13 protein-coding genes and 4 pseudogenes are annotated in these 13,241 nt (G+C 57.5%); 9 read left to right on the forward strand and 8 right to left on the reverse strand.

What is annotated here, in order from left to right:
* Position 1: 1 nt before the first annotated feature.
* Positions 2-1,756, reverse strand: coding sequence for a ShlB/FhaC/HecB family hemolysin secretion/activation protein (locus tag J5278_RS20615; RefSeq protein ID WP_209187247.1), 1,755 nt, complete (start codon positions 1,754-1,756; stop codon positions 2-4).
* Between the two features lie 20 nt (positions 1,757-1,776).
* Positions 1,777-2,553 (reverse strand): invasion associated locus B family protein, encoded by a 777-nt coding sequence (locus J5278_RS20620; RefSeq protein WP_247748922.1) that lies wholly within the window; start codon positions 2,551-2,553, stop codon positions 1,777-1,779.
* Positions 2,554-3,174: 621 nt separating this feature from the next.
* Here J5278_RS20620 and J5278_RS31085 point away from each other — a divergent pair.
* From J5278_RS31085 to J5278_RS20635, 7 genes and pseudogenes are all read left to right on the forward strand, one after another.
* Complete coding sequence (locus J5278_RS31085) at positions 3,175-3,348, forward strand: hypothetical protein (protein WP_224128877.1); 174 nt, start codon at positions 3,175-3,177, stop codon at positions 3,346-3,348.
* 18 nt (positions 3,349-3,366) lie between these two features.
* On the forward strand, positions 3,367-3,495 hold the full coding sequence (locus tag J5278_RS31090; RefSeq protein ID WP_257623461.1) for a hypothetical protein: 129 nt from the start codon (positions 3,367-3,369) through the stop codon (positions 3,493-3,495).
* 131 nt (positions 3,496-3,626) lie between these two features.
* A complete protein-coding gene (locus J5278_RS31095) occupies positions 3,627-3,914 on the forward strand; it encodes an SNF2-related protein (protein ID WP_257623462.1) in 288 nt (95 codons plus the stop codon).
* Entirely contained in the window at positions 3,841-4,698 is an 858-nt protein-coding gene (locus J5278_RS31100) for a DEAD/DEAH box helicase (RefSeq protein ID WP_257623486.1), read from the forward strand. The genes J5278_RS31095 and J5278_RS31100 overlap by 74 nt, the downstream gene beginning before the upstream one ends.
* Positions 4,695-4,829: a hypothetical protein gene (locus J5278_RS31105; protein ID WP_257623463.1), complete on the forward strand. Its 135-nt coding sequence runs from the start codon at positions 4,695-4,697 to the stop codon at positions 4,827-4,829. The genes J5278_RS31100 and J5278_RS31105 overlap by 4 nt, the downstream gene beginning before the upstream one ends.
* Positions 4,830-6,472: 1,643 nt before the next feature.
* Positions 6,473-6,743: pseudogene (locus J5278_RS20630) on the forward strand (WGR domain-containing protein).
* 1,017 nt (positions 6,744-7,760) lie between these two features.
* Complete coding sequence (locus J5278_RS20635; RefSeq protein WP_142831578.1) at positions 7,761-8,039, forward strand: HU family DNA-binding protein; 279 nt, start codon at positions 7,761-7,763, stop codon at positions 8,037-8,039.
* A 45-nt stretch (positions 8,040-8,084) separates the two neighbouring features.
* Here the strand turns inward: J5278_RS20635 and J5278_RS31115 are convergent.
* Positions 8,085-8,255, reverse strand: a pseudogene (locus J5278_RS31115) (DUF736 family protein); the annotation flags it as partial.
* A 285-nt stretch (positions 8,256-8,540) separates the two neighbouring features.
* On the opposite strand from J5278_RS31115, the gene J5278_RS31120 reads away from it, so the two are divergent.
* Entirely contained in the window at positions 8,541-9,989 is a 1,449-nt protein-coding gene (locus J5278_RS31120) for a hypothetical protein (protein ID WP_257623464.1), read from the forward strand.
* Entirely contained in the window at positions 9,872-10,906 is a 1,035-nt protein-coding gene (locus tag J5278_RS31125) for a DEAD/DEAH box helicase (protein ID WP_257623465.1), read from the forward strand. Before J5278_RS31120 ends, J5278_RS31125 begins: the two co-directional genes overlap by 118 nt.
* 36 nt (positions 10,907-10,942) lie before the next feature.
* Here the strand turns inward: J5278_RS31125 and J5278_RS20650 are convergent, their stop codons facing one another.
* From J5278_RS20650 to J5278_RS31130, 5 genes and pseudogenes are all read right to left on the reverse strand, one after another.
* Positions 10,943-11,242 (reverse strand): DUF736 domain-containing protein, encoded by a 300-nt coding sequence (locus J5278_RS20650; RefSeq protein WP_209187272.1) that lies wholly within the window; start codon positions 11,240-11,242, stop codon positions 10,943-10,945.
* A 637-nt stretch (positions 11,243-11,879) separates the two neighbouring features.
* Positions 11,880-12,134 (reverse strand): annotated as a pseudogene (locus tag J5278_RS20655) (transposase); the annotation flags it as partial.
* A gap of 33 nt (positions 12,135-12,167) precedes the next feature.
* A complete protein-coding gene (locus tag J5278_RS20660) occupies positions 12,168-12,347 on the reverse strand; it encodes a hypothetical protein (RefSeq protein WP_209229084.1) in 180 nt (59 codons plus the stop codon).
* A 165-nt stretch (positions 12,348-12,512) separates the two neighbouring features.
* Positions 12,513-12,913: pseudogene (locus tag J5278_RS20665) on the reverse strand (type II toxin-antitoxin system HicB family antitoxin).
* 5 nt (positions 12,914-12,918) lie between these two features.
* A complete protein-coding gene (locus tag J5278_RS31130; RefSeq protein ID WP_244615502.1) occupies positions 12,919-13,113 on the reverse strand; it encodes a type II toxin-antitoxin system HicA family toxin in 195 nt (64 codons plus the stop codon).
* Positions 13,114-13,241 lie beyond the last annotated feature (128 nt).

Genomic DNA, 13,241 nt, shown 5'->3' on the forward strand with positions numbered 1-13,241 from the left:
GTCACCACCTCACGGATGTGCTGGCGAACAGAAGCCCGGCGTTGTGCCGGTCAACCGTTCCGCCGAATATGTCCGAATAGCCGATATCGAAATTGACATGGCCGCCAGCGAGCTTGGCGCCCACCGTCCAGCCAAACATGTCGCCACCCTCGATGCGGTAGCGTGATTGCGAAGGGATGCGCCCATAATCAAGACCGACATAGGGACGAAACTCGCCAAATAATTTTACAAGCTCCGCATGACTGGCGAAGGGCTGTGTGCGCCAGGCCAGATCGTTGCGGACAAAGAAGCCGTTATTGCCGTAAAGCATGGTCTCGCGCGTGCCACGCACGTTGGAATATCCGCCAATCGAGAATTGTTCGGTGCCGAACAGATTGTCCGGGGAATACTGTCCAGTGATGATCGAGTTGACCTCAAAATGCTGTTCGGCGAGCTCAAACGGCTTGGTCATCGTGATGGTGCCGGTAAATTTGGAAAACCGGGGATCTGCGTCCCCTGCCCCGACGTCGCCCGGCCCTACGGCGTCAAAGAGATTGAGCCCCTGGCTGTAGGACAGGTCGAAGACCCAGAGCCCTCCCAACATTCGGCGCGAATGCGAAATACCGAGATCGCCGACCGTATATCTGCGGCTGCCGACCTCGATCTTGTTTCCGAGCAGGAAATTATTGGTTTCCTTATAGGTCAGGCCGCTATTGAACGTCGTGATCGAATCCTTGTCGCGGAAAATCACCCGGTCTGCGCCGATGCCAGCCTGTTTGCTGGTACCAGACGTTTCCAACGGACCGAAATTGCCGGGGACGGAGCTGTCGTAACCATACCAGGAACCGTTCAACGATAGTGTCCAATAGCCGTAGGGGACGCTGACATTACCGGAATAGCTGTTGCTCCTGCCCTGACCGTCATCAGGCCAGGGATAGTCCGGGCCGCTATGCTCGTAGGAGAAGTTCCATTGATCGTTGATGCCAAAAAGGCTGTCATAGCCGACCGTGGTCGATGACTTGGAGTATCCCGTCTGCTCCTGGCCGAGATTGTTATTGCCGAAGGACAGGTGCCAGGGATGGTCCGGCTTGTTCTCGATGTTGAGGATCGTGGTTCCATCCGTCTTGCCCGGCAGCATGGCTGTCTTGGCGTTGTTGGACGGGAGACGGTTGATCTGGTCGAGACCCTGCTCGATATCACGCAGGTTGGTGATCTTGTCCTTCATGCCGGGAAAGGCAGTCGCCAATACGCCGGAGCCGGGGGCTGGTTTGCCGTTGATGTAAATATCCGACAGCGTACCTTCGACGGCGACCAGACGCAGCATCTTGGTCCCGGCGATATCCTGTGCGGGCACGTAGACGCGCGAGGCTACGAAGCCCTTGTCGAGGTAGAGATGCGTCAGGTCGCGCAGCAGTCCGTTGATCTCGCCCATGCCGACACAGCGGTTCGCATAAGATGCCGTGACCTTGGCAATGGCAGCAGCAGAAAATTGCTTCACTCCATCCACCTCGACATGGGTGATCGCAAAGCACGGTCCAGGCTTCTGACTGCTGGATGGTGTTGGTTGCTGAGGCCCTGCCGGCGCGGGCTTCGGCGTCATCTGTCCCAAGGCCTCCAGGCGCTTCTGTTCAGCCTCTTGCGCTTGCCGGCGCGCGAAGTCGTCATTGGGCGTCTGGGCAACGACCGGCGATACGGCAAGGGCTGCCGTCAGCAGGGCGCTGGCGGTCAAAACGAGATTGCGGCGGTGAGCAGCTGGTGGGGGCCGGGCCGACTTCATAACTCTATCTGCCTCTTGCCTTAGGGAGTATCAGTCTTCTGCAAAGCATCCAAAGCCGCCGACAATCCTTTCAGCGAGAATTTGATGTTGACCTTCTGCCCATTCATCATCTGCACGTGCCCGGTACCATCGGCTGCCTTGGAAAACGCCGCGATCATGCGGGCGTCCAATTTCTGCTGAGACCAGCAGCCGGCCTGAGTGCAATTGCGGTAGGCGAGTTGCACCACAGGCTTGTCGGCCGCGTCGATGCTTAGCCCAGAGGGCAGATACATGTTGAGCGGCACAAGGGCGGTGAGAACGAGATCACTTGCCGGCGGCTTTGCACCCTTTTTGCCTGATGTGGCCGGTACATCTGCCTTGGCGATGGCAAGCGTCAGTACGTTAACATCCTGGTCGCCCTGCTTTACCGTCGCAATCTGCGCGACCTCACAGTTCGTTGTCGCAGCGCCATCGGCAGCCTTGCCGTCGATGCAGCGGTAATACCAGTCGTCGAATTTCTGGACGCGGGCCTGGGGCGCGGGTGCCGGCTGTGCAGGTGGGGCCGCAGTGGTCGTCTGCTGGCCATTTGTGTTTGCCGGAGCGGCCTGCTGCTCCTGCGCGAGGGCAGAATGCCCGTACAAGGTTGATGAAAACAGCAGCGTGGATGCCAACGCCCGCACTGAAAATGCTCTATTTAAAGCCGTTAAAGTCATGCAATCCCCACCAGCAATGCATTTGAATGTGCAAGTCGACCCGATCAATCGACTGTCCATCAAAGTTTTAAAAATACAGGGTTTTAGAAATACGAGGCCACTCATTGGCTGCGTCCGAGATATCAGACTAAAAGCACTATGGGCACACTGAGTCTTTCGCGCGCCGTTGTATTTGCGACGTTTCTGACGAGACGTGCTAATTCTACATCACCGACCCCTGCAGATTGATGGTAAATCCCGCTGCCGTTCTCGCTGAGTGCACCCTGCGATGTTTAAAGCATAGGGCCGGACAACCCGGTTCGTTTCATCGAAGCTTTTGTTGACGACATTGATCTTACGACACCAGCTTCGTTCAGGCGGCAGCCAAGGACACGGGTCGGCCAAGCTTTGATCCGCCCAATTGGACACCTCTATTTTCCGGGTGCGGTGGGCCAAATGGCCCCGTGGATGCATCATCCGCGATGAACTCGCGCGGATGACCACTCATCTTTTGTGATGATTGCCGCATCTGCCGCATACATTTCGGCCTTCCGGCCAGCTGCGCGTTATGCGGTCCGTGGTTTTCCAGTCAGCGTTGGATCTCCTGGGAGAGCATGAGCCGCTGTTCCTGCCGCTACAAGGCGGCAAGGTGCTGGCTGCTCCTGTCGGCAGCATACTGCCACTCATCAGGACGTTGTTCGATCTGTTCAATCTGGTTGGAGGTGTGGTGCGGACGGGCGACTGCGGTTGTCGTCGCTTGATGCTGCAAGCCTTGCCGATCTGGAGGGAGCCGCCGGCGCCGGCGCCGTCTGGCAGGGCGGTCAAAGAGTGCTTGCGCTGGAGAAAAAGCTACGCGGCCACGACGGCATTCCTGATGTCGACCTGCCGCCGTGGCTTAATGCGACATTGCGGCCCTATTAGGCGCACGGGCTGGCATCGTTGGCGTTTCTCAAGGGTGTTGGGCTTGGCGGCATGCTTTCGGGCGATATGGGTTTCGGAAAAACGGTCCAGGCGCTGGGCCTGATCGCCATCGAGAAGCCACTGGGCGACTATCGACCCGCGTTCTAGTCGTCGCTCCCACCAGCCTCATGGTCAATTGGGCGACGGAACCCGAAAAATTTGCGCCGGGATTATCCATACTCGTTCTGCAAGGTGCCGACCGCAAGTAGCATTTCCAAAGCCTTGAGGCTGTTGATCTTATGCTAACCACCTATCCGCTGCTGGCACACGACCAAGCCATCCTTGCCGAGCGCGGTTGGCACATGATCTTCCTTGATGAGGCGCAGGTCATCAAGAACGCAAATGCCGCGACGACGAAGCTGGTACATGGGCTAAAATCGCCGCATCGCTTTTGCCTAAACCGGGACGCCGCTGGAAAATCACCGCGGCGAAGTATGGTCGCTGTTTCACTTCATTGCTCCGGGGTTTCTCGGCGATTTGAAGAGTTTTACCCGTCAGTGGCGGACGCCGATCGAAAAGAAGGGTGACACGGCCAGCTCGCGGCTGTTAGCAACCCGTATCAAGCCCTTTCTGCTGCGGCGAACGAAGGAAGAGGTGGCGGCCGAATTGCCGCCAAAAACCGTTATAACCGAAAAAGTAGAGCTTTCTGCAGGTCAGCGGACGTTTTACGAATCCATCCGGCTAGCGATGCATGTAAAAGTTCAGGCGGCAATCGCCGAGAAAGGGCTCGCCCCCAGCCATATCGTCATTCTGGATGCCCTGCTGAAATTGCGTCAGGCCTGCTGCGATCCGCGCCTCTTGAAACTGACGCAACCGAAAAAGCTATCGGCAAGTGCCTTTGAGTCGGCCAAGCTCGAACAGCTGATCGAGTTGGTCGCCAATCTGATCGATGAAGGCCGCAAGTCATCGTATTCTCCCAGTTCACTTCATGTTGGAGTTGATCGGGAAGCGACTAGACGACGCGGGCATCGCCTATGCCTTGCTCACCGGCGATACCATCGATCGTGCAGCGCAGGTAATGTCGTTCCAAATGAAAAAATGCCTGTCTTCTTCATAAGCTTTAAGGCCGGCGGTGTCGGACTGAACCTGACGGCCGCTGATACAGTGATCCTCTACGATCCCTGGTGGAACCCGGCGGTCGAGGAACAAGCTCTCGACTGGGCCCACAGGATCGGCCAGGCTAAGCCGATCTTCGTCTACCGGCTGGTTGCCGCCGACCCGATTGAAGAAAAAATGGACGTGCTCAAAGACAAAAGCGTGCGCTGGCCGCCAGCCTCTTCGACCATGACTGCCGCCCGACACTCGCGATGACCGAGCCGGATCTCGACTTGTTGCTCGGGGTAGCTGATCGGGGGGGTGAGTGGATTATGGTCGCAACGCTTAATCTCACCCTGGATGCGGACCTCACCGCCGGCGTTTTCCGTCCCGCCGAGTTTAAATGACGTCTTCTCAGAAATCGCCCGTCAATCCTCAGCTGTAAATCTGGACACCAATGTTTCGTTGTCGAAGCTGTATCATAAACTCCATTGCGGGAGACGGCGAAATTCTTCGCGCTTGAGCCGCAAGTCGCAACTATGGTTGAGACCGCCTCTTTGCCTGCACAGAAGTTGCTCCGAGCGCAGCAGCGGGCCCGCCAACAGCGCCCGACCCAAAGCCTTTGTCATCTGAAACTATTAAGGCTGCTTATTTCAGACTTAAGTCGCTGTTTCTCGGCTGCCGAACAAGCGGTGGGGTATACGTCGCAAACAGCCAGGGTTTCTTCAGCATCGGTACGCCTTTGGGCTTGCTCGTGGTTGAGGTCATTAAACTGGTACCATGCTTGTGTCGCCGGCCTCGGCATGGTGCTGGCGCCGACTTTGCTGAGCGGCCGGGAAATGCGATCCGGCGTGATTGTAGCGCTCTCGGGACATGAGCCTGTCGAAACCGGAACTTGTCGGTACTAGCGTCGCTCGGAATCGCGCGGTCCGGCAATTCTGCGGCAGGGTGGGTGCCGAAATGCGGCGACTGGAGTGAGAGCAGGTTACGATGACGCACCCGCGCCGAAAATTCAGGGATGTCATTTTAGCCGATAAATTGAAAACGCTCGACGTCTTAGTCGCCCAAACTCTCTTTCGCGCAAGGGCGATTTTGCTTGATCGCCGATTCGCGCACTAGCCGATAGACTCTTTCGGGGACAGGAAGGTTTGCGCAATCGTCTAAATCGCGGTCTACACAATGGCCTTTCCGCATCACCGATTCGCTTATTCGCCAAAAAACCCGTTCGCTTAGAAATGGATACGCCTGTCACGACTGACACCGGATTGCCATCTTGCTGCTCAGCCCATTCGCCTATTCCCAAATCGGTTGTTCTGACGCACCAGGACGCGCCAATGGCGGCGATGCCCTTCCTTTGCGGTAAGGCATCTGCGTACAAACGGGCGGTATTACCGTCGATTTTTCCCCAACTGATCGCCAGCGTACGTCCGCCATATTGAGCATCATCGCCGCGCCAAAGCGACTGCGCCCCGCGGGCGAAACGGCACGGTATACCGTTAGCCTATCCTGCTCTCGGACCAAATCAGTTTGACCACCTATGCTAACGCGCAACTGCTATAACATGGCGACCAGACCGATTTCGTGGAAGATGCTGAAGCGGGCCGTCGTCGTGAGGTGTCGGAATGTCGGTGACCGAAACGGTGAGATATCAATAACATCCGAACGAGGCAACGACTAGCGCAACGCAGGAGAGGATTACCACCCTCAGCGCATGCCCGAAGAATGCGGGCATAGTGCAAAGCGTTCCGCCTCTCCGTCGTGTTTGAGGAAGTCGGGGCTGCGTCCGCCAACCGGCCAGACAGGCCGGGCGGGTGTCGGATAGATCTTGATGCCGTCGCAGTTTGCCGACAATACGCAGCGCTAATCAACGCCCTCGACGCCAAGCGACGACGATGCATCGCTGCCAGAGCATCGTCACCGGGAACGGCGGAGACCCGCTTGCGGGCTTCGTTCGCGAGGTGAATTGAGACGTCCGCCGCAGGCGGATCGCCCGGATCATCGGCCTGCCATCCCATCTAATATTAATCCGCCGTGTCCGGTTCTGCCTGTCATTATCATCCAGCCAAATCAGCTCTACGTCGAACGCAGGGCCCCCATCAAAAACATGGCCTGTTACTATTCTATGTCGATTGAGCCGAATCTGTTCGGCGAGGTCTGTCTTATCCGCCGATGGGGTCGCATTTGGCACCGGTGGTCATAGCCGAGTGCATCATTTCACGCCGGAGGAGGAGGCTGGCAACCTCTTCCTTGAACTGCTGCGAAAGAGGCGATCTCATGGATACGAACCGAAGCCCCATGGCCGCCCGGAGAGCGTCATCTGATCGGCTGCGAGAAGAGGACCGCCAGGGCGTGCCTTCCGGTAAACGTGAGACGGGGTCTCGCCCATTGGATTCAAACGTGATCTTGATCTCGGCGAAGAACGGACTGTTGATCGCGAGCTTCAGGCCAAATTTGTCGTTGCGGAATAACGGGCAGTCCGCGAAATAGGACCGTAGTGCAAGCGTAGGACGCGACGCCAATGGACGGTGAGGAAGTCGAAGACGCAGGAAACTCTATCGGCGTCGCGTTGCGGCACGACGTCCGGCAGCGCGGTCTTGATTTCGATCACAGAGCGTCGAAAGGCGCCGTGTGGAAACTGATCACTTCCGTGACCGACAGGCGGAACGGGTCTTGGTCGTCATGGAGCTTCCAGTCTATCATGCCGGTCGATCCGGCAGGGTGGCCTTGGCGATATGGTGAAAGCCACCCTCAAAAGGGCGGCTCGGCGCTGAGTCTGACTTCCCGTTCGGCCATCAGGACTTCGCGCCCAGCCAGCGCCAGGTCGAGTTCCGCTTCGATCCGGCGACGTTCGTCCGGGTGTACGTTCGTCCGGGTGTGCGTTCCGCAACTCGGCCTGCAGTTCCACGATGCTCCGTTCCAGTTCGTTTGCCATCGTCGTCTCCTTGACGTTTGTTAAAGACGACGCCCGCGGTCATGGAGGGATGGAGGGGTCAACGGTCGCGATAGAGACCGGCGGAGCCGGCAGGGTGAGCCGAACTTCTGTGGTCGGGCCTCAGGATCGGGCAAGAAATTTCGGGGACCCGCTCGTCCTAGGCCTTCATGCCGCCATGGCATCCTCGGTTGGACGCAGCAGACATTCCCTCTCCGTACTGCCCATTGATCCGCAAGTGGGCTCGATGCCCGCGTGCGGATCCACCAATACAGATGCACCGTGATGCGCCAAATACGCGGTAGCTGTGGAAAAATCAGCAAATCGCTGCTCTTGGCGGGGTGGGTCGATGACAGGGCTGTGATCCTCTGTCAGGGATTTTCGCACGAATGACAATGGGGAGAACGATATGACGACCACCAATGAAATTGCCGACAAGATCGCCGACGAGCACAGTCTCACGAAGGCCCAGGGAAAGGCGATCGTCGAAGCGGTGATTGCATCGATCATAGAGGCAGCGATTGCCGGCGACGAAACGAGCCTTCCCGGCTTCGGAAAATTCAAGGTGAAAGATACACCGGAGCGCGAGGCGCGCAATCCCGCGACCGGAGCGGCCATCAAGGTCGCCGCCGCCAAGAAGCTGGTTTTCACACCAGCCAAGGCGCTGAAGGATGCGCTCAACAAGTGATCTGAGGAAAGCCCCGCCCGGATCGAGCGGGGCTTCGATGTCTGATCAGCGGCGGGTGTTGCGCGACCAGATGAGCTGCAGTCCCTCGTGTCCCTGGATTTCACTGAGCGTCGCGTAGATCGGGGCCGGAAAACTCGGATCGTCAAGTTTGACCGAGATGCAGGCGCGCTCGGTTTCCCGGGCCTGCTTCTGCCAGCCTGCGCCGAATTCGACATTATGCGGTGCACCGCATAAGGTCGATTATGCATAGAGCGGGATTATGCGGAGCGTTGGTCGCTGAAGCCTGCTTTTGCCGATGCTCGCGGTGGATTTTACTCCGCATAATTCCGGAGCCTTCTGTGCCGCTGAGATGGATAGTGCGTCTTAAAATGCGGACGTCTTTGGCCTATGCTGATCCGCATGATCATTTAGGCGGAAGCTTCAAAGTTGGCGGAAAAGAATGATGCTTGGGAGAACATTGCTCGCATTCGACGGCGGTTAGCCGATCTGAATGAAGAGCGGATGGCGCTTGAGCGTGAGCTGGAAGTGTTTGAGCAACAGCTGATTTCCGATAGCCCGATTGCCGCCGAAAAGCCAGCCTTCACCGATGCCCCTGTTACCAACAGCTCGCCGTCGATGGAGAAGGTGGAGTTATTCCGGCAGTTGTTTGCCGGGCGCCCCGATGTCTTTCCGGTGCGATGGGAAAATAGAAAGGATGGACGCACCGGCTATTCGCCATCCTGTTCCAACGAGTGGGCGAAAGGAATCTGCGGCAAGCCGAAGGTGAAATGTGGGGACTGCCCGCATCAGGCGTTCATCCCGTATTCCGAGGATATCATCGAAAAGCACCTTCGTGGCGGCGATGCCCGTTCAAGCGACTTTGTTGCCGGCGTATATCCATTGCTGCAAGACGAAACATGCTGGTTCCTTGCTGCTGACTTCGACAAGGAAAGCTGGGCGGACGATACCAGAGCGTTGCTGGCAACCTGTCACGCAAAAGGAATTGCCGCAGCCCTCGAACGGTCGAGGTCGGGAAACGGCGGCCATGTCTGGATATTCTTCTCCGAACCCGTTCCCGCGAAGGTCGCCCGACAACTGGGGGCCGCACTGATCACAGAGACGATGGAGAACCGCCCCGAGATCGGCTTCACGTCCTATGACCGTTTCTTTCCCAACCAGGATACCATGCCACTTGGCGGCTTCGGCAATCTGATCGCGCTTCCCCTGCAAAGGAAAGCTCGCGAAAATGGAAACAGCGTTTTTATCGATGGCGACCTGCAACCCTACGATGACCAGTGGGCATACCTGTCGTCTTTACCCAGGTTGTCGGCGGACGAAGTCTTCAGGATCGCCGACGAAGCCGAATTGTCGGGGCGGGTCTTGGGCGTCCGGATGCCGGTCGATGACGAACATGCCGATGAGCGGTGGATGATGTTGCCGTCACGTCGGAGCGAGCCGCGGCGAATTGAGGCTGCGATCCCGCAAAGCATCAAGGTCGTGATCGCCGATCAGGTTTATATCGATAGGACCGAGCTTCCGTCCGCGCTGATTGCGCAGTTCGTGCGCCTGGCAGCATTCCAGAACCCGGAATTTTATCGTGCGCAAGCAATGCGATTGCCGACATTCGGCAAGCCGCGGATCATCTACTGTGCCGAGCTTCATCACGCCATGTCGCGCTGCCACGAGGCTGCTTCGACGAAGCAATTGAGCTCGTCAAGAGCCATGGCGCGACCGCCATTTTGGAGGATCACCGCGAAGACGGAGATGCGCTACCCGCCGGCGTCTCGTTCCAAGGGGAACTGCGACGGCCACAATCGCGGGCCTTTGCTGCTCTTGTCGCCAACGATAACGGCGTGCTCGCCGCGACGACCGCCTTCGGCAAGACAGTTGTCGCTGCTGCACTCATTGCACATCGAAGCCGCAACACGCTGGTTCTTGTTCACCGCAGGGAGCTTCTCACCCAATGGGTAGAGCGTCTGAGTTCCTTCCTGAGCATCGACCCAAAGCAGATCGGCATCATCGGTGGCGGGAAAAGGAAGCCAACAGGGATCATCGATGTGGCGCTGATCCAAAGCCTGGTTCGCAATGGCGAGGTCGATGACATCGTGGGAAATTACGGTCATCTGATTGTGGACGAGTGCCACCATCTGTCCGCTGCAAGTTTTGAACTTGTCGCTCGCAGATCCAAGGCGCGATACGTGGTTGGCCTATCAGCGACGGTCGCCCGAAAGGACGGCCATCATCCGATCATCTTCATGCAATGCGGTCCCGTTCGCCATCGGGTCGATGCAAGAGTTCAAGCTGCCGAGCGTGGTATGCGCCACCGTGCCCGCGACCGTTCGACGAAGTTTGAGTTACCAGCGTCACTCGTCTCGGCAGAGCGCCCGTCAATGCCAGCGATCTATGCGGCCCTTGCGCAGGACCAAGGCCGAAATGACCTGATATTCGATGACGTGCTGAAGTCCCTCGAGGCCAAACGTTCGCCCATCCTGCTGACGGAGCGTAAGGATCACCTTGATTATCTGCAGCAGAAGTTCTCACCGTTTGTAAAAAATCTGGTGGTGCTACGTGGCGGCATGTCGGCGAAGGATCGCAAGCAAGCCAACACGGCGTTGAATGTCGCAGACGATGATGAGCGTCTGATACTTGCGATAGGCCGCTATATCGGGGAAGGCTTCGATGACGCCCGGCTCGACACGTTGTTCCTCACCATGCCGATCGCCTGGAAAGGCACTTTGGCGCAGTATGTCGGACGTCTGCATCGTCAGCATGACGGTAAGAAAGACGTCTTGGTCGTCGATTACGTCGATAGCACCGTTCCCGTTCTGGCCCGGATGGCGGCAAAGCGACGAGTGGGTTATCGCGCGCTGGGCTATGTGATCGAATGAGGGCGCCCCGCTGTGGGCGGAGCGCCGTGTTTCTGGTCAGCGGGACCAGATGAGCTTGTGCTCGCCTTTGTCGCCCTGGACGAGGGAGGCATAGACCGGAGCTGTGAAGGACGGATCGTCGAGCTTGAGCGAGAGGTATTCGGCGCCGGTTTCCCGGGCGGTCCGGCTCCAGCCGGCTCCGAACTCGACACCCGTTGCTGTGACCCGGAAGTCCGGGGCGCGATCGTTGTCGCGGTCGCAGGGTTTGATTGATGCCTTGACGTTGAGGGTGAGGGTCTTGATGGTACCGTTGTAGGCGCCGGTTTCGTCGCGGGTGAAGGTGCCGTTCTGAGCCATTGTCGTTTCTCCTGAGAGTTGTTCGAAGCCGCCCGATGCGGCCTCGATGGCGGTCGAGAGGCGACGGGTTGGCCTGCTGCATCCAAAGGACCACAGCGCCAGCGGAGGACGGCGGTAGCCGAGCTTGTTGGCTCGCGAGGAATGGCCGCTTGCGGTTAGGGGAAGAAGGTCGGCGAAGCCGTTGCAGGCCAAGGCCGGACCGGCGCCAGACCAGCCGAGATGAGAGGCCGTATCGGGGCTTCGCGGCATTGTCGGCCGAGAACGACGTGGATGATCGCCTCATCATCAGCAGGAACACCGCTGTCGCAGCGTCATCGCCCCTACCGATGTCATTGCCATTGCCATCATCTTGAGGACCGGCAGCAAGACACGTGGGCCTGTGAGGCCAAACTCGCCGTGCCGATAACGGATGAGCTGCATACCGACTGCTGGAATGGATTTTAAACCTCCGATTTGTTCAATACGCCGGACTTCTCCGGAGCCGACAAGCAACTGGAGGTAATAGTGACAAAGCGAAAGTACAGACATCGCCACAGTAACTGATGCTCGCCATCAACACGTACTTTGCCCAGACTTTCGGCGGACTGCGACAGACGCGAACACAAGTACTGTCGACCATCACTATGTCTCCATCTTAACGCTTTGAAACGGCGTCCGGAAGACGATCCCAGACGCCCGCCTTGCGCCATCGGGAGAACCGATTGTAAAGCGTCGTGCGCGGGCCATAACGCTCCGGCACATCTCGCCAAGTTGAACCAGTCCTGAAACGCCAGAGGATACCGTTGATGACCCAACGGTCATCAACACGTTCAATTCCACGGCTGTTGTTCGGCAGCAGAGGTGCAATGATAGCCCATTCCTCGTCGCTCAATTCGTGACGGCGCAGAGCAATCTCCTTTCAAGAAAATGAGAATCTGCAATGAGCTCAGTGCAAAGCACGGCCTCGTGGTTTTCCATCCAACGCGCAGCTGTTGATCGGCGCCCACAGCATTGCGCCGGCAACGAACAGCGCGCGAAAGGTCTCCCCCTTGTCGACCGACCGTTCCGGCCCGATGTCGTCGGCCTTGTTTTGGCTTGCCAGCATGACATGGAACTTGCCGGTCAATTCACTGCCGCCATCGAGACACTGAAAACTGATGGCACGCTGCAGGCGGTGAGCCTAAAATGGTTTGGAACGGATCTCGTGTCAGATTGAAGTGGTGGCTCATGCCGCAAGTCCGCAAAAAAGGGCCGGCGGCGGGCAAGGTGGCCTTATATCTGAAGGATATCGCTAAGCCGCAATCTTCCCGATTTCCCGCTTTGATGCCTGAACGAGAAATCCTGACCTGGTCAAACCATGTGCTTCTGCGTAGGCATCCACCTCCTGCAAGACATCCTCGGGCATCGTGATGTTTACGCGGACGGCCTTTTTCGTTTCTTTTTTAGCGAAACAAGAATGGCGGCACCTGAGGAATTATGAGGATCAGCCATAATGTCGGTGAGGGAAGATGCTTCAGGGACAGCCTCTCCATCTTCGACAGGACCGTCGACGTGAAAAGCCAAAGCCTCTTCGGCCATGCGACGGGCGTCAACCAAATCAGTGCCGGCTGTTACGACACCTGGGAAGTCAGGAAAGGAAACACCGTAATCGCTTTCGGCTTCCTTGTGGATCAGTCCGATATAGTTGCGCATAGTGATTACCTCAGTTTTAGCCCAGATTGCTTTTCGATGCTCTTGAGCGTCAACGGGATATCTTGCTTAGGATGAGGAACTGTTACCCGGCGTAGCTTTGACGGGTGTTTGAATTGGACGTGGCTGCCCTTCTTGGCAACCTTAAACCATACATCAATCGTCAAGGCAGAGTTAATATCGACGCTCTTCGGAGAGAGAATACACACACGAAATGTGTATAAATCAAGATTGCACAGCGTCGCTTGGAATTTACGGTAAGGCGAGAGCCATTCCGCGAACAAAGCGTGATTGGCGGCGTCCCGGACGAAATGCAGGGTCGCCGCCTGCC

Source organism: Rhizobium sp. B21/90, assembly GCF_019355815.1.
Classification (GTDB): domain Bacteria; phylum Pseudomonadota; class Alphaproteobacteria; order Rhizobiales; family Rhizobiaceae; genus Rhizobium; species Rhizobium rhododendri.